Origin of the sequence: Sphingomonas sp. CBMAI 2297, from assembly GCF_029870595.1 — a bacterium.
Classification (GTDB): Bacteria; Pseudomonadota; Alphaproteobacteria; order Sphingomonadales; family Sphingomonadaceae; genus Sphingomonas.
Genome location: NZ_JAPDIR010000001.1, coordinates 245,937 through 264,643, shown reverse-complemented (window position 1 = coordinate 264,643; position 18,707 = coordinate 245,937). Strand labels below are relative to the sequence as shown.

The 18,707-nt window shown below is 69.7% G+C and carries 25 protein-coding genes; 8 read left to right on the top strand and 17 right to left on the bottom strand.

From position 1 onward, the window contains the following. Positions 1-24: 24 nt before the first annotated feature. On the top strand, positions 25-1,263 hold the full coding sequence (locus OMP43_RS01365) for a PQQ-dependent sugar dehydrogenase (protein WP_280277711.1): 1,239 nt from the start codon (positions 25-27) through the stop codon (positions 1,261-1,263). Here OMP43_RS01365 and OMP43_RS01360 read toward each other — a convergent pair. Together OMP43_RS01360 and OMP43_RS01355 are read right to left on the bottom strand one after the other, a co-directional pair. Further along, positions 1,260-1,631, bottom strand: a complete 372-nt coding sequence (locus OMP43_RS01360; RefSeq protein WP_280278088.1) for a PaaI family thioesterase — start codon at positions 1,629-1,631, stop codon at positions 1,260-1,262. The two genes, OMP43_RS01365 and OMP43_RS01360, sit on opposite strands and share 4 nt — an antisense overlap. After that, on the bottom strand, positions 1,631-2,071 hold the full coding sequence (locus OMP43_RS01355; RefSeq protein WP_280277710.1) for a PaaI family thioesterase: 441 nt from the start codon (positions 2,069-2,071) through the stop codon (positions 1,631-1,633). Before OMP43_RS01355 ends, OMP43_RS01360 begins: the two co-directional genes overlap by 1 nt. Positions 2,072-2,194: 123 nt before the next feature. Between OMP43_RS01355 and OMP43_RS01350 the strand changes: the two genes are divergently transcribed. Genes OMP43_RS01350 through OMP43_RS01330 form a run of 5 tightly spaced genes read left to right on the top strand, consistent with a single transcriptional unit; the run spans position 2,195 to position 5,637 of the window. Next, positions 2,195-2,356, top strand: coding sequence for a hypothetical protein (locus OMP43_RS01350; protein ID WP_280277709.1), 162 nt, complete (start codon positions 2,195-2,197; stop codon positions 2,354-2,356). Positions 2,357-2,361: 5 nt separating this feature from the next. Then, positions 2,362-3,306 (top strand): hypothetical protein, encoded by a 945-nt coding sequence (locus OMP43_RS01345; protein ID WP_280277708.1) that lies wholly within the window; start codon positions 2,362-2,364, stop codon positions 3,304-3,306. Further along, entirely contained in the window at positions 3,294-4,172 is an 879-nt protein-coding gene (locus OMP43_RS01340; protein ID WP_280277707.1) for a transposase, read from the top strand. Before OMP43_RS01345 ends, OMP43_RS01340 begins: the two co-directional genes overlap by 13 nt. Before the next feature lie 49 nt (positions 4,173-4,221). Then, positions 4,222-4,821: a winged helix-turn-helix domain-containing protein gene (locus OMP43_RS01335; protein WP_280277706.1), complete on the top strand. Its 600-nt coding sequence runs from the start codon at positions 4,222-4,224 to the stop codon at positions 4,819-4,821. A gap of 39 nt (positions 4,822-4,860) precedes the next feature. After that, positions 4,861-5,637: a crotonase/enoyl-CoA hydratase family protein gene (locus tag OMP43_RS01330; RefSeq protein ID WP_280277704.1), complete on the top strand. Its 777-nt coding sequence runs from the start codon at positions 4,861-4,863 to the stop codon at positions 5,635-5,637. On the opposite strand, the gene OMP43_RS01325 is transcribed toward OMP43_RS01330, so the two are convergent. After that, positions 5,627-5,995, bottom strand: coding sequence for a DUF427 domain-containing protein (locus OMP43_RS01325; protein ID WP_280277702.1), 369 nt, complete (start codon positions 5,993-5,995; stop codon positions 5,627-5,629). The two genes, OMP43_RS01330 and OMP43_RS01325, sit on opposite strands and share 11 nt — an antisense overlap. A gap of 97 nt (positions 5,996-6,092) precedes the next feature. On the opposite strand from OMP43_RS01325, the gene OMP43_RS01320 reads away from it, so the two are divergent. Continuing rightward, the gene (locus OMP43_RS01320) at positions 6,093-7,286 is read left to right on the top strand and encodes an acetyl-CoA C-acyltransferase (RefSeq protein WP_280277701.1); all 1,194 of its coding nucleotides are present in this window, start codon (positions 6,093-6,095) and stop codon (positions 7,284-7,286) included. Between the two features lie 410 nt (positions 7,287-7,696). On the opposite strand, the gene OMP43_RS01315 is transcribed toward OMP43_RS01320, so the two are convergent. From OMP43_RS01315 to rarD, 6 genes are read right to left on the bottom strand one after another with little or no spacing between them, the layout of a single operon-like run. Beyond that, a complete protein-coding gene (locus OMP43_RS01315) occupies positions 7,697-8,236 on the bottom strand; it encodes an SRPBCC family protein (protein ID WP_280277699.1) in 540 nt (179 codons plus the stop codon). Then, on the bottom strand, positions 8,229-8,675 hold the full coding sequence (locus OMP43_RS01310) for an SRPBCC domain-containing protein (protein ID WP_280277698.1): 447 nt from the start codon (positions 8,673-8,675) through the stop codon (positions 8,229-8,231). Before OMP43_RS01310 ends, OMP43_RS01315 begins: the two co-directional genes overlap by 8 nt. Beyond that, positions 8,672-9,067, bottom strand: a complete 396-nt coding sequence (locus tag OMP43_RS01305) for a VOC family protein (protein ID WP_280277696.1) — start codon at positions 9,065-9,067, stop codon at positions 8,672-8,674. The genes OMP43_RS01310 and OMP43_RS01305 overlap by 4 nt, the downstream gene beginning before the upstream one ends. Then, positions 9,064-9,435 carry a DUF1428 domain-containing protein gene (locus OMP43_RS01300; protein ID WP_280277695.1) on the bottom strand — a complete coding sequence of 124 codons (372 nt, stop codon included), beginning with the start codon at positions 9,433-9,435 and terminating at the stop codon, positions 9,064-9,066. Before OMP43_RS01300 ends, OMP43_RS01305 begins: the two co-directional genes overlap by 4 nt. Next, positions 9,432-9,956, bottom strand: coding sequence for a metalloregulator ArsR/SmtB family transcription factor (locus OMP43_RS01295; protein WP_280277694.1), 525 nt, complete (start codon positions 9,954-9,956; stop codon positions 9,432-9,434). The genes OMP43_RS01300 and OMP43_RS01295 overlap by 4 nt, the downstream gene beginning before the upstream one ends. 42 nt (positions 9,957-9,998) lie before the next feature. Beyond that, positions 9,999-10,907: an EamA family transporter RarD gene (gene rarD / locus OMP43_RS01290; protein ID WP_280277693.1), complete on the bottom strand. Its 909-nt coding sequence runs from the start codon at positions 10,905-10,907 to the stop codon at positions 9,999-10,001. 114 nt (positions 10,908-11,021) lie between these two features. On the opposite strand from rarD, the gene OMP43_RS01285 reads away from it, so the two are divergent. Further along, complete coding sequence (locus OMP43_RS01285) at positions 11,022-11,960, top strand: hypothetical protein (protein WP_280277692.1); 939 nt, start codon at positions 11,022-11,024, stop codon at positions 11,958-11,960. Between the two features lie 6 nt (positions 11,961-11,966). On the opposite strand, the gene OMP43_RS01280 is transcribed toward OMP43_RS01285, so the two are convergent. From OMP43_RS01280 to OMP43_RS01245, 8 genes are read right to left on the bottom strand one after another with little or no spacing between them, the layout of a single operon-like run. After that, positions 11,967-12,266, bottom strand: a complete 300-nt coding sequence (locus tag OMP43_RS01280; protein ID WP_280277690.1) for a YciI-like protein — start codon at positions 12,264-12,266, stop codon at positions 11,967-11,969. 1 nt (position 12,267) lies between these two features. Then, positions 12,268-13,092, bottom strand: a complete 825-nt coding sequence (locus OMP43_RS01275; protein WP_280277687.1) for a PP2C family serine/threonine-protein phosphatase — start codon at positions 13,090-13,092, stop codon at positions 12,268-12,270. A 9-nt stretch (positions 13,093-13,101) separates the two neighbouring features. Beyond that, complete coding sequence (locus tag OMP43_RS01270; protein WP_280277686.1) at positions 13,102-13,602, bottom strand: GNAT family N-acetyltransferase; 501 nt, start codon at positions 13,600-13,602, stop codon at positions 13,102-13,104. A 9-nt stretch (positions 13,603-13,611) separates the two neighbouring features. Then, positions 13,612-14,184: an MAPEG family protein gene (locus tag OMP43_RS01265; RefSeq protein WP_280277685.1), complete on the bottom strand. Its 573-nt coding sequence runs from the start codon at positions 14,182-14,184 to the stop codon at positions 13,612-13,614. Positions 14,185-14,187: 3 nt separating this feature from the next. Beyond that, positions 14,188-15,462: a dihydrolipoamide acetyltransferase family protein gene (locus OMP43_RS01260; RefSeq protein ID WP_280277684.1), complete on the bottom strand. Its 1,275-nt coding sequence runs from the start codon at positions 15,460-15,462 to the stop codon at positions 14,188-14,190. A gap of 1 nt (position 15,463) precedes the next feature. Further along, on the bottom strand, positions 15,464-16,468 hold the full coding sequence (locus tag OMP43_RS01255) for an alpha-ketoacid dehydrogenase subunit beta (RefSeq protein WP_280278086.1): 1,005 nt from the start codon (positions 16,466-16,468) through the stop codon (positions 15,464-15,466). 35 nt (positions 16,469-16,503) lie between these two features. Beyond that, positions 16,504-17,373 carry a hypothetical protein gene (locus tag OMP43_RS01250; RefSeq protein WP_280277683.1) on the bottom strand — a complete coding sequence of 290 codons (870 nt, stop codon included), beginning with the start codon at positions 17,371-17,373 and terminating at the stop codon, positions 16,504-16,506. Further along, complete coding sequence (locus tag OMP43_RS01245; RefSeq protein ID WP_280277682.1) at positions 17,370-18,641, bottom strand: 3-methyl-2-oxobutanoate dehydrogenase (2-methylpropanoyl-transferring) subunit alpha; 1,272 nt, start codon at positions 18,639-18,641, stop codon at positions 17,370-17,372. The genes OMP43_RS01250 and OMP43_RS01245 overlap by 4 nt, the downstream gene beginning before the upstream one ends. Positions 18,642-18,707 lie beyond the last annotated feature (66 nt).

Genomic DNA, 18,707 nt, shown 5'->3' with positions numbered 1-18,707 from the left:
CAACGAAAGAGAGGGATCGATCCGATGCAGAACAGTCTTCGCCTGGCATTGCCCGCGCTGGCATTGCTCGCCGCCTGCAATGCCGGCTCGGGCCTCTCGGCGCGGCAGGCGGACCCTTCCGCCGCCAATGGCGAACCGCCCTTCACCATGGCGCAGGTCGCCGCTTTCGACGCGCCCTGGGCCATGGCCTTCCTGCCCGACGGCCGCATGCTGGTGACCGAGAAGGCGGGCCGGATCCTGCTGGTCTCGGCGGACGGCCGGCAGCGGCGGGTGATCGCCAATATCGACGTAGCCTTTCAGGGCCAGGGCGGCCTGCTCGACGTGATCCCCGCGCCCGATTTCGCGAAGAGCCGGCGAGTCTACTACACCTATGCCGAGCCGCGGCCCCAGGGATCCAGCCTGGCGATGGCCCGCGCGACCTTCGTCGACGGCGCGACGCCGGCGCTCACCGACCCGCAGGTGCTGTGGCGCGCGGGATCGGACGGCAAGGGCGGCCAGTTCGGCGCGGTCATCGCCTTCGCGCCCGACGGCAAGTCGCTGTTCCTGACGTCGGGAGAGCGCCAGCGCTTCACCCCGGCCCAGGACCCGAACCAGGCGCTCGGCAAGATCCTGCACCTGACGCTGGACGGCAAGCCGGCGCCCGGCAACCCCTGGGCGGGCAAGGCCGGCACCGCGACGGTGACGGTCACCGATCCGCCGAAGAACACCGAGATCGCCAAGACCGCCGCGAGCCGCGCGCAGCAAGTGGAGGGTCCCAATCTCGTCCCCGCAGAGACCTGGACCCTCGGCCATCGCAATCCCTATGGGCTGGTGTTCGACGCGAGCGGCCGGCTCTGGGAGAACGAGATGGGGCCCAAGGGCGGCGACGAGGTCAACCTGATCCGCAGGGGCCGGAACTATGGCTGGCCGCTGGTCTCGAACGGCGACAATTACGACGGCACGCCGATCCCGCGGCACGCCCCCGGCGACGGCTTCGAGGCGCCGGCGGTCTATTGGAACCCGTCGATCTCGCCGGGCGGGATGATCTATTATTCGGGCGGCATGTTCCCGAAATGGAAAGGCTCGCTGCTGATCGGCGCGCTGTCGGGTCGCGCGCTGATCCGCGTCGCGCTGGACGGCGACAGGGCGAGCAAGGCCGAGCAATGGGACCTCGGCATGCGCATCCGCGACGTGGTGCAGGGCCCGGACGGCGCGGTGTGGCTGCTCGAGGACGCCGGCAAGGCCAATGGGCGGCTGTTCCGGCTGACGCCCAGAGGATCCTAGCGAAGGATCAGATAGTTCATCCGCGCCGCCGCGATCGGCCGGTCCGGCTCGTCCTGCCAGGCGATCGCCTCGACATTGGCGACGCGGGTGCCAAGCCGGGTCACCGCGCCGCGGGCCCGGGTCGGCTTGTCGCGGCCGCCACGCATATAGTCCACCGTCAGGTTGATCGGCTTGACCTGGGTCTCGTCGGTGCCGAGCGCCTGCCAGAGCGCGCCCACCGCCGCCATTTCGAGCAGGCCGCCGATCGCGCCGCCGTGCAGGAAGCCGGGGCGGCCGAGCACGCCTTCGCCAAAGGGCATCACCAGCACCGGCGCCGTAGCGCCGGGCTCGACCGTCAGGCCGAGCAGTTCCGCATAGGGAGGCAGGATCACCGGTAGCGCTCCGTCGCCATGAAGGTGCCGGCGACATGGGCGATCGGATCGTCCGGATCGCCGTCATGCGCCTGGCCGCGCACAAAGGCGATCGAGCGCGTCAGCCGATAGCATTCGCCGCGGCCGACCACCGTGCGTCCCGGTGCCGCGGGGCGCAGATAGTCGATCCTGAGGTCGAGCGTCGCCTGGGGCACGAAGGCGCCGGCGCGCAGCCAGACCGAGACCGCGGTGGCCATGTCCATCAGCGCCAGGATCGGGCCGGAGGCGAGCACGCCCGAGGCCGGATCGCCGATCATGTCCTCGCGATAGGGCAGCTCGAGCTCCGCCCAGTCGGGCCCGTGCGCGCGATAGCCGATGCCCAGCCGGGTGCCGTGGCTGGCATATCGCAGCTCGAAGAAGCGCAGCGGGTCGAAGGCGGAAGGGGCCGGTTGGCGCATGGCCGCCCCCTAGCGCGGTGGAGGAAAGCACGCAAATGGCGGCAATTACATCGTTGTAAGATGCACCATTCCCGTCCCGCCCTAGCGTAGCGCCATCGGGGAACCTTCGAAAGGGAGGGAAGCATGGGGTTGCTGAAGATCGATCTGGGCGAGATCCCGGAACTGGGCACCAGCGTGGCGATGCACGGAACGCTGCGCACGGTCCTGAACGATGTCGACGATCTGTTCGAGCTGATCGTCGGCATCGCGATCCTGATCTACGAGATCGCGCCCGACTTCGCATGAACGGGATGGACGCCGGAACGCGCGCGGCACTCATCGCCGCGCGAGAGGCTGGGCGGGGCTCGATCCGGAAGTGGCGGCATGGCGAGGCTCATCGCGCGCTCGAAGCGCTCTTCGCCGATTGCGCCGCGAGCGATGCCGAGGAGGCGATGAACCGCGCAACGAAGCTCCTCCGCGACGGCGGCTGGGCCGGGGCTCTGCTCCAGCCGCTGATCGATGCGCTCGCTGCCGATCCCCTGTTCGAGCCGCCGTTCAAGGCCAGCCGCGACGGCCTTCGCGTCGGCGCCGTGCTGTTCGATTGTCCCGCGGTGGCGATCTCCGCCTGCGTGACCGGCGCGGCCGCGATGCGCCGGCGGCCGCCGCCGGCCAGCTGCACCTTTTCCGGCCGCCTCGCCGTGACGCGGTTCATCCGCGCCGGCGGGGCGACGCTGCGGCGCTGGCGGACCGCGCCCGCCGGGCCGGACTTCCGCGCCGCCGAGGCGCCACCTTGCACGGAAATGGCCCCCCTGCGGCTCGCCGATGGCATCGTCCACGCGATCGATGGACGCCGCGAAGCCCAGCTGCTCGCCGATGCCAGGGGCGACGTGGTCACGCTGGTGGCGACGATCCGGGCCGGTGCCGCGCCGCTGATGCGTGAGCATGCGATCGGCGACGGCAAGCTGCTCCGCGTCGCGAGCGGGGACGACCGGGCCTCGCGCGCCGAGGTGCTGCTCGCCTTTCTCCGCCTTGCCGGGCGGGCCGATGCGGCACCGCAATTCGACGCGGCGAGCCGCGATCCGGCCTTTCATCTGCGCTGGGCGGCGATGCGCGAATGGCTGGCGCTCGATGCCCGCGCCGCCCTGCCCCGGCTCGAAGCCATGGCGGCAGACGATCCGCACATAGAGATACGCGAGGCGGCCGCCCGGACGCTCGCGGTGGTGCGTCCACGGCTGGGGGCGGCATGCCGCGCCTGATCGATCCGGGCCTGGGCGGCGCGATCGAGCTGGTCGAACTGGTCGAGACGCTCGATGCCTATCCCGTCGATGCACGCGACGAGGACGCGTTCGCGAGCTGGGGGCCATTGCTCGCCCGGCTGGGGCGCAACCGCGATTTCCTCGCCGACCTCGCGATCGCCGAGCTCAAGACGCGCTGCGCCGCCCAGCATGCCGGCAATGGCTATGGCGCGCAGGTCTTCCTGCTGCGCCCGCCCAATGGCCGCTATGTGCTGCGTGCCAATTTCTGGCCGGCCCGCGCCGATTCGGCCACGCGCCGCAGCGGGCCGGCGGCTTTCTTCTACGACCTGCCGCACGACCATAATTTCCCTTTCCTTACCTATGGCTATCTCGGCCCGGGCTATTGGAGCGACTATTACGAATATGACGCGGCGCCGCTCACGGGCCTGCCCGGCGAGCAGGCGGGGCTGCGCTTCGTCGAACGTGCCCGGCTCGAACCGGGCAGGCTGATGCTCTACCGGATGCGGCGCGACGTGCACGTCCAGTTGCCGCCGGACAGCATGTCGGTCTCGCTCAACATCCTCGGCGCCGATCCCGCCCAGCCCTGGCTCGACCAGTATCGCTTCGATATCGGGCGCGGGACGATCGCCGAGGGGCTGACGGTGACGGCCGCGGAGGCCCTGGTCGCCGTCGCGGTGCATGTCGGCAACGGGCTCGATCTCGCCGAACGTTTCGCTCGCCACCATCCCTGTGCGCGAATGCGAGTGACCGCGCTAGACGCGCTGGTCTCGGCGCTGCCCGACGAGGCACCGATGCTGCTTTCCCGCGCGACGGACGATCCCGACCGCTTCGTCGCCGGCCATGCCCGGGCGAGACTAGCTCCGTAACGGACATGGTTGCCGCCGAATTGGTGCCATCGCCGCTAGCTTCGGTGCCGTGACCGTACGTGTCGCCTGTACAGTCGAACTCCCTGACCTTGCCCGAGCCACTGCGGCGCGCGGACTGGGGCTCGTCCCCTATGCGCCGGGGGTGAAGGCGGCGGCGGGCCTGTTCGCGGGCACCGGCGAGAGCGTGGCGCGGATCCGGGCACTGGGCTGGCAGGAGCCGCTCCTGCTGCTGCTGCCGAGCGAAGGCAGCGTGGCCCATGCGCTCGATGCCGGTGCCGACGATGCGATGCCCGCCTCCGCCACCGCCGAGGAAGTGGCCGCCCGCCTTGCCGCGCGGATCCGGCGGCGGCCCGAGATCGTGCTCGGCGAGCTTCGCATCGACCCGGTCGAGCGCCGCGTGACCCGCGCCGGCCGGCCGATATCGCTGCTCCCCCGCGAATATGCCCTGCTCCTCCATCTGGTCCGCCAGGGCGACCGCCCGGCGGGACGCTCCGAACTGCTGGCGGCGGTCTGGGGCCTCGGCTTCGATCCCGGCACCAATGTCGTCGAGGTGCATGTCTCGCGCCTGCGCGCCAAGCTCGACCGGGGTTTCGCCGTGCCGATGCTGCGCACCGACAAGGGGCGCGGCTATCGGCTTTGCGCGGGCTGATTGCGCGCTATTCTGTCCGCGAGGCAAAGGAGAGCAGGCATGGAAGAGCGGGTCAGGATCGAGATCGAGGATGGCGTCGCCGAGGTGCGGCTGGCCCGGCCCGACAAGCTCAACGCGCTCGATCCGGCGATGTTCGCGGCGATCATCGCGGCGATCGCCCGGCTGGAGGGAGAGGCCGGCATCCGCGCCGTGGTGCTCTCGGGCGAAGGACGCGGCTTCTGCGCCGGCCTGGACATGGCCAGCATGGCGGCCGGAGGATCGGGCATCGACCTTGCCCGGCGCACGCACGGCCCGGCCAACGACTTCCAGCAAGTCGCCTGGGGCTGGCGCGCCCTGCCCATGCCGGTGATCGCGGCGGTGCACGGCGTGGCTTTCGGCGGCGGCCTCCAGATCGCCAGCGGCGCGGACGTGCGGATCGCCGCGCCGGGCACGCGGCTTTCGGTGATGGAGATGAAATGGGGCATCGTGCCCGACATGGCCGGCTATGCGCTCTGGCACGGCAATGTCCGCGACGATGTGCTGCGCGAGCTCGCCTATACCGCTCGCGAGTTCGACGCGGAGGAAGCAGCGGCGCTCGGCTTCGTCACCCGCATCGCCGAGGATCCGCATGCAGAGGCGATGGCGCTCGCCCGGGCCATTGCCGGGCGCAACCCCCATGCCGTCCGCGCCGCCAAGCGGCTCGCCAATCTCGAGGCCGGCACCACCGAGACCCTGCTCGCCGAAAGCCGGGAACAGGCCGCGCTGCTGCGCACGCCCAACCAGATCGAGGCAGTGATGGCCAATATGCAGAAGCGCCCGCCGGCGTTCAGCGATTGACTTCGATCGCCTCCACCCGGTCCGGATAAAAGGCCAGATGGTCGCCAATCTCGGCGACCGCCGCATAGGGCGCCTCATAGCTCCACACCGCATTCTCGGCCCCGCCGCGGATCGAGAAATAGGCGGCCTCGCCCTTGTACGGGCAATAGCTCGCATGCTCGGTCCGCACGAGCAGGGTCATGTCGGCATCCGCACGGGGGATGTAGAAGACCGGCGGGTAGCTCGCCTCGCGCAGTTCGAGCGCGCGGCGCGTCTCGGCGATCACCCGTCCGGCGGCGCGCACCACCACATGCGCATCCGACCGGGTGACCGTGATGGGGTGGTCGGGCCCCGGAATCCGTATCGGCCTGCTCGCCATGGCGCACCTCCGGCCGTGGATATGGGGCGCTGCGGAGCCATTGCAATCGCGGCGCCGCGCAGCCATACCGCATCTTCGAAAACAGGAGGGTGCCGCAATGCGTGAAGCTGTGATCGTCTCGACGGCGCGAACCGGAATCGGCAAGGCGGGGCGCGGCTATTTCAACGACACCGAGGCGCCGGTGCTCGCCGCCCATGTGATGAACGCGGCGGTGGCGCGTGCCGGCATCGATCCGGCGCGGATCGACGACGTTTTCTACGGCATGGGCAACCAATGGGGGACCCAGGGCGCGAACATGGCGCGGATGGCGCTGTTCGCCGCCGGCCTGCCGCACAGCGTGCCCGCCTTCAGCCTTGACCGCAAATGCGGATCGGGCCTCACCGCCATCGCCCTGGCCGCGCGCTCGATCATGACCGACGAGATCGACGTCGCGCTGGCCGGCGGCATGGAATCGATCAGCCTGACCATGCGCGACGCGCCGCGCTATCCCAACAAGTCTGTCACCGACCGGGTGCCGGCGGCCTATATCCCGATGATCGAGACCGCCGAGATCGTCGCCGAGCGCTATGGTATTAGCCGCGAGGCCCAGGACGCCTTCGCCGCCGCCAGCCAGCAGCGCGCGGCCGCCGGCCTCGAGAACGGCGCCTTTGCCGAGGAGATCGCGCCGATCACGGTGGCGAAGGCGCTCTTCGACAAGGAAGGCAACCGCACCGGCAGCGAGACCGTCACCGTCACCCGGGACGAAGGCATTCGCGCCGGCACCACCGCCGAAGTGCTCGCCGGGCTCAAGCCGGTCTGGAAGGACGGCCAGTTCGTCGCGCAGGGCCGGCACGTCACCGCCGGCAATGCCAGCCAGCTCTCCGACGGCGCCGCCGCCCAGATCCTGATGGACCGCGAGACCGCCAGGGCCGAAGGCAAGGAGATACTAGGCATCTATCGCGGCTTCCAGGTCGCCGGCTGCGAGCCCGACGAGATGGGGATCGGCCCGGTCTTCGCGGTGCCCAAGCTGCTCAAGCGCGCCGGCCTCAGGGTCGAGGATATCGGCCTGTGGGAGATCAACGAGGCATTCGCCAGCCAATGCCTCCATTGCCGCGACACGCTGGGGATCGACCCCGACCGGCTCAACGTCAATGGCGGCGCCATCGCGATCGGGCATCCGTTCGGGATGAGCGGATCGCGCCTCGTCGGCCATGCGCTGATCGAAGGGCGCAAGCGCGGCGTGCGCCATGTCGTCGTCTCGATGTGCACCGCCGGCGGCATGGGCGCGGCGGGGCTGTTCGAAATCCCCTGAGCCAGGCCAATTTACCCGGAAAGGGCCACAAAGGCGCCGAAGGTCACAACCCCTGGGCTGAGAACCCAACCAAATATCTGATTTTCTACCGTCATCCCGGCGCAAGGCCGGGGTGACGAAGGAAGAATATGAGTCCTCAACCTAAGGGCCGGAGCCGGCCGGGGAGGCGCCTGGCCGCCGGTCGTCGCAGGATTCGCCATGAGAAAGAGCGCGGCCAGTCTTCCAGACGAAATCCTACATTGGAAGCGCCATCCCGGCGGCAGCGGCGGGCACGCCCCGGCTTCGCAGGGCGCCGCCGGTGGCGGGTGCGCGGCGGGGCCGCTCGCGCTTCCCCGTCCTTCCTCTCTACCCCATTGCCGTCATCCCGGCGCAAGGCCGGGGGAGCGTCCCATGGCTGGCGGCGCCTCGGCTCAGGCCAGCCCCACCGCTTCCGCCGCGCGCTTCTCCGCCTCGGTATGCAGGTCCCAGAAACTGGCGACATGCTCGCCGGCCAGGCGCTTCTGCAGCACCGCGAGATGCGCCGCCCAGCCGCCGCCGAAGCTGCGCGCATCCTCGGGCCCGCGCAGGCGGTTGTGCGTGAGGACGAGGCGCGTGCGGGCCGGCGAGAAGGCGAACAGCTCGATCGTCACTTCCCCCGCCTCGCCATTGTCCCAGGTGAAGGCGAGGCAATGCGGCGGCTCGATCCGCAGGATCGTCTCCGACCAGGCCTTGCCCTCATATTGGGCGTAGCGCTCGGGATTGGGCACATCGCCGTCGGACAGGTCCTGATGATTGAAGGTCAGGCCGAGCTTGCCGCCCATCCGCGGCTCGGTGGGCCCGCCCATGAACCAGCGGGCCCGCAGCTCCGGATCGACCAGATATTGCCACACCGTCTCGATCGGCGCGGCCAGGTCGCGCTCGAAGCGGAGCATCTGCGGGGTGATCGTGTCGGCAGTGAGGGTGTCAGCCATTTTCCGTCTCCGTGATACGGCCCAGGCTCTCGAGGATCATCGTCCAGCCCTTGCGGGTCGGCTCCTCATAGCTTGCCCAGGCAGGGTCCATTTCATGGGTGAGCGTCAACATGCAGCCCATGGGCGTGGGCGCGATCTCGATCGCGACGCGCGTCCACTCCCCCTCCTCCGCCGGGTCGGCCGAAAAGAGGAAGACGAGGCGGCGCGGGCGCTCGATCACCTCGAAGCGGAGGCGGTGGCGGGCATCGCCCCCGGCCCGCCGCTCGACGATCAGCCCCCGGCCGCCGACGCGCGCATCGATCTCGCAGACCAGCATCTCGCCCTCGGGCGTGGCGAACAGGAAGCGCGCCGCCCGGGCCGGATCGAGCCAGGCATCGAACACCCGCTCCGCGCTCGCCGCGAAGGCGCGGGTGACGGTGAGGATCACCGGCGCGCTCATGCGAGGTTGACCTGCCAGGAGATGCCGTACCGGTCGTTCGCCCAGCCGAAGCGGCTGCTCCAGCCATAATTGTCCGGCGGCATCAGCACGCCGCCCCCGTCCGACAGGGCCGCGAACAGCCGGTCGAACGCCGCGCGATCGTCCACGTCGAGGAAGAAGGACCAGGACGGCGTGAAATCGAAGCCATGGGTGACGAAGCTGTCATGCACCATCACCTTCTGCCCGGCGATCACCGCATGGGCGCGCAGGATCGTGCCTTCGGGCCCCGGCCCGTCGGGGCCGAAACGCTCGACCGATTCGATGCGGCTGCCGGGCACGGTCTCGACATAGAAATCGAGCGCCGCCTGGCCCTTGCCGCCCTGGAACATCAGAAAGGGAGTCGCCTGGATCATGCCTTGCCTCCCGTTTCGTCGACAATGGTGGCGAACCCGCCATGGATCATGCGCCCGGGATCGAGGATGTCGGCATCGGCCGCGTCGGGCTGGAGCCTGGGATCGGCGGCAATGGCTTCGTTGCCGCGATCGCGCGCTTCCCTCGACGGCCATTCGACCCAGGAGAAGACGACGGCCTCGCCTTCCCGCAGCGCCACCGCGCGCTTCAGATCGGTACGCTCGCCGCCGGGCACGTCGTCGCCCCAATTCTCGACCACGCGCAGCGCGCCATGCTCGACGAAGATTTTCGCGACGCGCGCCGCCATGGCGCGGTACCGCTCCCGATTGCCGCTCGGCACCGCGAGCACATAACCATCGACATAGCTCATTCAGGCTTCTCCCGCTGGTCCGCGGCGAGGATCGCTTCGAGCGCGTCGAGGCGGACGGTCCAGAATTTCTCCCACTGCTTCAGCCATTTCTCGGCCTCGGCGAGCGGATCGGGCTTCAAGGCACACATATAGCTGCGTCCCACCTTGCGGCGAGCGACCAGGCCCGCGCCCTCGAGCACCCGCACATGCTTGGCCGCCCCGGCAAAGGACATCGCGAAAGGCTCGGCCAGCTCGCCGATCGATTTCTCGCCCAGCGAGAGATGCGCGAGCATGCCGCGCCGCGTGGGGTCGGCAAGCGCGTGGAAGGTAGCGTCGAGTCGATGTTCAACCATGTGGTTTAATATGCCGCTCGCCGCCGGAATAGTCAACCGATCGGTTGAATATTTTTCGGCGGTTTCGCGTGATTCCGGCGCGGAAATCTTGATTCCGTTGGCACGCGCGCGTGCGAAGAAGGCATCGCGCGCGGCTTCCGCGGCAGCACGGGCTTCGGGCGTGACGAGGGGCCTGGCGGAGTCGGTCATCCGCCGACTCCACCAGGAGAAATCCTACATTTGAAGCAGTATCTAGGCGTCGCCGGGCATGGGCGCGCGGGCGGCGCGGAGGCTGTCCCAGGCATAGAGCGCGCAGCCCGCCCAGATCAGCGCGAAGGTGATCAGGTGCACGGTGCGCAGCGGCTCGCCCAGCGCGATCGCGATGAAGAACTGGATGGTCGGCGCGATATATTGAAGCAGCCCCAGCATCGAGAGCGGCATCAGCCGGGCGGCGGCGGCGAACATCAGCAGCGGCGTCGCGGTGATCACGCCTGCGGCGAGGAGCAGCGCATTCTGCCCGGCCGACACGCCGAAGCCGCTCGTCCCCTGCCCGGCGGTGTAGATCAGCCAGGCGGCGGCGAAGGGGACCAGCAGGATCGTCTCCACGGTGAGCCCGCCCAGCGAATCGATGGCCACCACCTTGCGGACGAGCCCGTAGAGGCCGAAGCTGAAGGCGAGCGCGAGCGAGATCAGGATCGCGCCGCCGCCATCGAGCGCCATCACCAGCACGCCCGCGCCGGCCACCGCGATCGCCACGCCCTGCCAGCGCCGCAGCAGCTCGCCGAGCACGAGCATGCCGAGCGCGACATTGACCAGCGGATTGATGAAATAGCCCAGGCTCGCCTCGAGCACATGGCCGGTCTCGACCGACCAGATATAGACGAACCAGTTGACCGCGATCAGCGCGGCGCTGGCGCAGAGCAGCAACAGGGTGCGCCCGCGCGCCGCCCGCCAGATCGCGCCCGCGCGGCCGAGCGCGAAGACCAGCACGCCGAGGAACAGCACCGACCAGACGATGCGGTGCGCCAGGATCTGCAGCGCCGGCACGCTGGCCAGGATGTGGAAATAGAGCGGCAGGAAGCCCCAAAGGCCATAGGCGCCGATCGCAAGGGCGAGGCCCCGGCGCCCGGACGCGCGCTCGGTAACGGTGGTGCTGGTCATGCGGGCTCCTTGCGCGGCCGGGCGCCGCGGCGCAAGCAAGGCCGGCTTGGGACCGCCAAAGCGATTGCACGGAAACGCTTCCCCGCTAGGCTGTCGCCGGGAACTGGGGGAATCATGTCGGACAATTGGGATGAGGAAGGCCCGCACGGCCATCCGCTGATCGCGACTCTGGCCGGGGGCGCGGTGCTGGTGCTCGCGGCGTTGCTGGGGCCGCGCTTCGGATCGCCGCTGCCGTTTCCGGCGCTGCTGATCGGCGGCGCGGCGGCCGGGCTGGTGCTGTGGCTGATCGGCTTTCTGGCGACGACGCGCCACGCGAATCTGGGATGGAAGCTCGGCTCGCTGGCATTGCTGATCGGTGCCGGCGCCGGCGCGGCGGCGATCGCGCACGGCCAGTTCCAGACCCAGTCGCGCGCCGATGCGAGCAGCTTCGCCGAGATCGAGCTGGCCGCGGACGGCACGCCGCTCCTGCCCGCCGGCGCGGCCGCGCGCGGGCCGGTCTCGCGCCTCTATGCCGAGGCGCTGCAGGCCGATGTCGCCGCGCAGCGCGCGCTGGGCGACGCGTTGGACAAGTTCGGCGCCGGCGCGCTCAACAGCCCCTATCTGCTCCAGCAGAACCCGCATGCGATCGGCAATTGCAAGGAGATCGCGCCGATCCGCGCGCTCGTCGCCGAACAGGGCCTGGCGCGCATGGCGCGACGCAAGGCGCTGGCCGAGGAGATCGGGAGCGCCAGCCTGCCCAGGGCGGCGAAGCTGGGCATCGCCCGGATCGTCGGCGATGCCGCGGCCGATCCGCTGCCCGCCAGCCAGCAGGCGATGCTCGACGCCACCGCCGAGCTGTGCACGCTGCTCGCGCGCCGGAGCTGGTACAATGCCAATGGCTATTTCGGCTTCCGCAGCGGCGCCGATGCGGCGGCCTTCACGGCGCTGGGCGCCCGCCGCCGGGCAGTCGCCGAACAGGCCGGCGCGATCGACCGGGATGCCCGCGCGCGCATCACCGCCGGCCGCGACGAGGTGCGCGACGCGCTCAGCCGCTCGATCTATGCCCGGGATTAGCGGGGCTCAGGCGGCGGGCCGCACCGGGTTCGCCGCCGCGCCGCCGACCACCGTGTTCCAGGGCAGCACTTCCCAGCCCGTGACCAGCCCGTTGGCGACATAGGGATCGGCCTGGGCAAAGGCCCGCGCCGCCGCTTCGCTGGCGAAGAGCAGCAGGGCGCTCCCGGGCGGATCGCCGACCGCGCCGCCCAGAAGCAGCGCGCCCGTGTCCGCGCTTTCCCAGGCCAGCGCCAGATGCGCGTCGCGGAAGCCGGCGCGGCGCTCCAGATAGTCGGGCGCGATGGCGTAGCGCAGGATCCAGTGCATCTCAGCCTCCGATGCGGAGCCACAGGGCGGTGGCGTCGTCCGACGCCTTGAAGCGCGGAAAGCGGGTGCAGGCGGCATCCGCGCGCTCGATCGCGCGCAGTTCCTCCGCGAGGGCGGCAAGGCCGCGCGCGCGGATCGCCTCGACCAGCGCGGCATCGTCATAGGCGGCATAGCTGTCGATCAGCGCGGCATAGCCGTCGCTCATCAGCAGGACCTCGTCGCCGGGCGCACAGGCGATGCCCGCGCTATCGACTTGCGCCATGTGCCCGGGATCCACGCTGAGCACGCGCATCCCGGTCCGCCCGCGCGTCGCGCGGAGATTGGCGAGGATCGGCGCGGAGCGCTTGGGGCTGCCCAGGCCGTGCTCGGCCAGGCTGGCGGCGCGCTCCGCCTCGGAATTGCGGATTTCCTTTTCCGGGCCGAGCCGCACGACCTTCCCGCCCGAGCGGAGAAAGCCGACGCAATCGCCCAGCCAGCCGATCTCGAGCCCTTCGCCGCCCAGCCGGACGGCGAGCGCGGAGGCGAGCGGATATTCCCAGCGATCCTCGGGATCGCGCGTGCGGTCGCGCTCCCAGGCGGCGAGGATGTGCGCGGCGACATCGGCATAGAGCGTGCCGATCGTCGCGGCGCCGGAGCCGGTGAACGCCGCGTGCGCCACGCTCGCCAGCCAGGCCGCGCCGCCCTGCGCGCCGACCAGCCCCGGCGGGCCGAGATCGGTGGCGCCGTCGATCACCCAGGCATGGGTGCGCGCGAAGCCCGCGCGGTCGTCATTGGGAACGGAAGCGTCGCCGGCAAGGCTGATCGACTGGAGAAGATCGAAGTGCATGGCCCCGGTCTACACCGGCTTTGTGACGCGCCGCACCATGTAACGCGCATGCGGGCCATAACTGGAGAGCTTGGCCTTCAGCGCCGGGCTGTCGAGCGGCGCGAAGCCCTGCGCCGCCCAGAAGGCGGCGGATTCGTTCACCGATACGAGCGCGATCGGCGCGTCGATCCCGCCGAACAGCAGGTCGAGCCCCGCCCGGGCATTGCCGCCGCCGCGCGCCTCGGGAAGCAGCGCCAGGTCGTGGAGATACCAGCTGTCCCGCTTTTCCGGCAGCGCGCCCAGCAGCGTGTCGAGCGGCGGGATCGCCTCCAGCGGCCAGGGATAGGCGATCAGATAGCCGGCCACCCGCCCCTCGCCCGCCAGCACGAAGCAGGTGCCGGGCGCGAGCGCGAGCCGCTCGACGAAGCAGGCGCGGCCTTCGGGATGATCGGGAAAGGCGGTTCGGGCCACCGCGACGACGCCGTCGAGATCGTCCGCCGTCATCGGCCGCCACTGAAGCGAGTCTTGCATTGCCGCATCCTAGCGGCGGAGCACCCGGAAGAGCCAGAGCTCGATCAGCGCGAACGGGCCGAGCAGCGCCGCCACGCCGGCCCAGCCGGCCAGCTCGAACCCGAACCGGCCGACGCCCCAGAGCAGCACGACCATCCCGAGGAACATCGAATAGACGCCGAGCCCGCGCCACAGCGGATGGATGTGATAGCCGACCCACCATGCCCAGCGCCCGAGCGTCCACAGGATCGCGGTGGCGGCGACGAGGCGCAGGTCGGGCTCGTAATGCGCCAGCAGGAACAGGCCGGGCAGCAGCACCGCCAGCTGCTCCAGCGTGTTCTGGATGTAGCGCTGGTTGACGATCAGCCGCGGCGAATCGGCGCCGGCCAGGGGATCGATCGAGCGATGGAACAGCCGCTCGTGCGCAACCGCCTCGATGCCCGGCACGAGCGCGAGCAGCACCACCGCGCTCGAGCATTGAAGCGCGAACAGCATCGGCTGGGCCGCGATCGGCGGCAGGCCGTGGCGCAGCGCCACCCACAGGCCGATCGCGACGGGAAGCGAGGCGGCGACGGCACCGGCGATGGTGGCCCGCCCCGCCACCGCTCAATCCGCGAACAGCAGGACGGGAGTCTCGAGCAGCTTCTTCACTGCCTGGACGAAGCTCGCCGCGTCCCAGCCGTCGACCACGCGGTGGTCGCAGCTGATCGACAGGTTCATCAGCTTGGCGCGGACGATCTCGTCGCCCCCCTGACTATTCTTAGCGAAGATCGGGCGCTCGACGATCTTGTTCGGGCCGATGATCGCCACTTCGGGCCGGTTGATCACCGGGGTGGTGGCGATGCCGCCGAGCGGGCCGAGCGAAGTGACGGTGAGCGTCGAGCCCGACAGCTCCTCCGACTTGGCCTTGCCGGTGCGCGCGGCCTCTGCAAGGCGGCCGATCTCGGCGGCGAGCTGCCAGACATTCTTGTCCTGCGCGTCGCGGATCACCGGGACCATCAGGCCCGCATCGGTCTGCGCCGCCATGCCGAGATGGACGCGGCCATGGCGCGTGACCACCCCGGCCTCGTCGTCATAGCGCGCGTTGATCATCGGGAAATCGGGCAGCGCCCGGCAGATCGCGACGATGAGGAACGGCAGCATGGTCAGCTTGGGGCGCTGGCCGCGATTGTCGTTGAGGTCGGCGCGCATCGCCTCCAGCGCGGTCACGTCGATCTCGTCGACATAAGTGAAATGCGGGATGGCGCGCTTCGATGCGGCCATGTTCTCGGCGATGCGGCGGCGCATGCCGATGACCTTGATCGGCTGATCCTCGCGGGCGCGGCTGGCGTGCGGGGCGTGATAGCCCTGGCCGCTACCGTAGCGCAGATAGGCGTCGAGATCGGCGTGGCGGACATGGTTGCCGTCCGCCTTCACGCTGGCGAGGTCGATGCCGAGATCCTTGGCGCGGGCGCGCACCGCCGGGCTGGCGAGGACCTGCTTGTGCGCGACGGGCTCGGATGCTGCGACGGGCGCAGGTTCCGGAGCGGGCATGGGTGCGGGCGCGGGTGCGGGCGCCGGAGCAGCCTCAACGACTTCCTCCACACCCGGCGTCTCCGCCTCGGCCGGTTCCGCGGCCGGCGTCTCGACAACATCGTCGCCCTCGACTTCGATCACCATCAGCGCCGAGCCGATCGCAACCTGGTCGCCGACTTCGCCGGCCAGCTCGACCACCACGCCGGAGACGGGCGATTCCATCTCCACCGTGGCCTTGTCGGTCATCATGTCGGCGACCTGCTGGTCCTCCGACACCTTGTCGCCGATCTTGACGTGCCAGGCGACGATCTCGGCCTCGGCAATGCCTTCGCCGATGTCCGGCAGGCGGAAGGTGAAGCGTGCCATGTTAGTCCTTCAGGATCTTCTTGAGGGCGGTGCCGATGCGGACCGGGCCGGGGAAATAGGCCCATTCCAGGCTGTGCGGGTAGGGCGTGTCGAAGCCGGTGACGCGCTCGATCGGCGCTTCGAGATGGTAGAAGCAGCGCTCCTGCACCTGGGCCGAGAGCTCGGCGCCGAAGCCCGAGGTGCGCGTCGCCTCATGGACGATCAGGCAGCGGCCGGTCTTCTTCACCGATTCCTCGATCGTCGCGATGTCGAGCGGGACGAGCGTGCGCAGGTCGACGATCTCGGCGTCGACGCCCAGTTCCTCGACCGTGTTGGCGACGACATGGACCATCGTGCCGTAGCAGAGGATCGTCACCGCCTCGCCCGGGCGGACCACCGCGGCCTTGCCCAGCTCGACGCGGTAATAGCCCTGGGGCACCTGCGCGCCGGGATGATCGGCCCAGGTCTTGGCCGGGCGGTCGTAATGGCCGTGGAACGGGCCGTTATAGATGCGCTTGGGCTCGAGGAAGAGCACGGGGTCGTTGTCCTCGATCGCCGCGATCAGCAGGCCCTTGGCGTCATAGGGCGTCGAGGGGATCACCGTCTTCATGCCCGAGACATGGGTGAAGATGCCCTCGGGCGACTGGCTGTGCGTCTGGCCGCCGAAGATGCCGCCGCCATAGGGCGAGCGGATCGTGATCGGCGCGGTGAAGTCCGCCGCCGAGCGATAGCGCAGGCGCGCGGCTTCGGAGACGAGCTGGTCGAGCGCCGGATAGATGTAATCGGCGAACTGGATCTCGGGCACCGGGCGCAGGCCATAGGCGCCCATGCCGATCGCCACGCCCATGATGCCGATCTCGGTGATCGGGGTGTCGAAGGCGCGCGCCTTGCCGTATTTGGCCTGGAGCCCGGCAGTGGCGCGGAAGACGCCGCCGAAATAGCCGACATCCTCGCCCATCACGATCACGTTCGGATCGCGCGCCATCATCACGTCCATGGCGGAATTGATCGCCTGGATCATGTTCATCTGGGTGGTTGCACCCGCTTCGGTGACCATCTCGGTCATGCCTGTGCCTTGCGAATAGTCCAGCGGTCGCCCGCCGAAGGTTTCCATGTATCGAGCTTGCGGCGCGCCTTGGCGTCGCCCAGCCCATATGCATCGACGAACAGCTGCGCCGGTGCCTCGGCGCGCGGGAAGCGGACGGCGTCGTCGACCAGCTGATGCGTGCCGCCCTCGACGACCAGCGCATAGGTGCCGGCGGGCGCGGTCTCGGCCGGGAAGAGATGTTCCGCCGCCGCCGTGGCGTGGCCCATGACCGGCGGCACCGTATCCTCGGTGCCGGTGACGATCATCACCGGCACTTCGACGCTGGTATAGGCGTTCGCCGGCACCAGCCCGGGGGCCTTGCCGGGCGAGGAGAAGCCCAGCACCGCCTTCACCGCCGGATTGCGCGCCTTGAACTGCGGCAAGCCACCGCCGAGGGCGAGCGAAACGAGCGTGCCAAAGCTGTGCCCGGCAGCGATCACCGGCAGTCCGGGAAATGCCTTTGCCGCGTGCGCACCAGTCGCGCGCATGTCGACGAACCGCTCGGGCAGGCCCGAGAGGAAGGTGAACTTGTCGCGCTCCGGATAGTGCATCGAATCGACGTGCACCGGCGCGAGCACGACAAAGCCCTGGCCGAGCAGCATCGAGATCAGCCGATCATAGCGCTCGGGCCAGGAACCATGGCCGGTCGAGAACAGCACCACGCCCCTGGGGCTGGCGGGCTTCCAGACAAACAGCTTGGTCGAGCGCGTCGGCGAGACGGCGAGGTCGATCGTCTCGGGATCGCCGATCGTGGCGGCATGGAGCAGGCCGGGCGGCAGCACCGCGACGGCGCCGAGGGCACCCGCCCCCTTCACCAGCGCGCGGCGGTTGAGGACCAGGCTCACAGGCCGGCCGCCTTCTGCTCGTCGAGCATCTGCTGCTGCTGTTCCTTCAGGTGCCAGGGGATCGTCTCGAACACGCCCTCGAACATCGATTCGAACGGCTGGTGCATGCCGTGGCCGAGGATGCCGTTCTTCTCGGCTTCCTTCTGCGACGCCTTGACCAGTTCGGCGAGCTCGAGGTCCTGCGCGGCGTGGCGTTGCTCATCCCATTCGCCGATGGCGATGAGATGTTCCTTCAACCGGCGGATCGGGTCGCCGAGCGGCCAGGCATTGGGCTCGCCGGCCGAGCGATAGGCCGTCGGATCGTCGGAGGTGGAATGGCCCTCGGCGCGATAGGTGAAATGCTCGATCAGCGTCGGGCCCTGGTTGGTCCGCGCGCGCTCGGCCGCCCATTCGGTCGCCGCATACACGGCGAGCGCGTCATTGCCGTCGACGCGGAGGCCCGCGATGCCATAGCCGATCGCCCGCGCCGCGAAGGTGGTCGCCTCGGCCCCGGCAAAGCCCGAGAAGCTCGAGATCGCCCACTGGTTGTTCACGACGTTGAAGATGACCGGCGCCTTGTAGACGGTCGCGAAGGTGAGCGCCGAATGGAAGTCGCCCTCCGCCGTCGAGCCCTCGCCGCACCAGGTGGCGGAGATGCGCGTGTCGCCCTTGGCCGCGCTCGCCATCGCCCAGCCCACCGCCTGGGGATATTGGGTGGCGAGATTGCCCGAGATCGAGAAGAAGCCGAACTCCTTCGACGAATACATGATCGGCAGCTGGCGGCCCTCGAGCGGATCGGCCTTGTTCGAATAGATCTGGTTCATCATCTGCACGATCGGATAGCCGCGCGTGATGAGGATCCCCTGCTGGCGATAGGAGGGGAAGCACATGTCGTCGCCGGCCAGCGCCATCGCCGCGCCGATCGAGACGGCCTCCTCGCCGGTGGACTTCATGTAGAAGCTGGTCTTGCCCTGGCGCTGGGCGCGGAACATGCGCTCGTCGAACGCGCGGGTGAGCGCCATCGCGCGGAGCATGCGGCGCTTGGCATCGGCGTCGAGCCGCGGGTCCCAGGGGCCGACGGCATTGCCTTCGTCGTCGAGCACGCGGACCAGGCCATATGCCAGCTCATGGAAGCTGTCGGCACGGTCGGCGGTGTCGGGACGGCGGGTGGCGCCGGCCGCCGGCACCACGATGTCGCTGAAGTCCGCCTCGTCGCCCGGGCGGAATCGCGGCTCGGGCACGTGCAGCGCAAGCGGGGGCAGATTGGCGCGGTCGCGCTCGCTCGACATGGGCTCTCCGGACATAGGCTCCCGTCGCCAAACGCGCGGGAATCACGTTTCGCGCCATTGTTATAA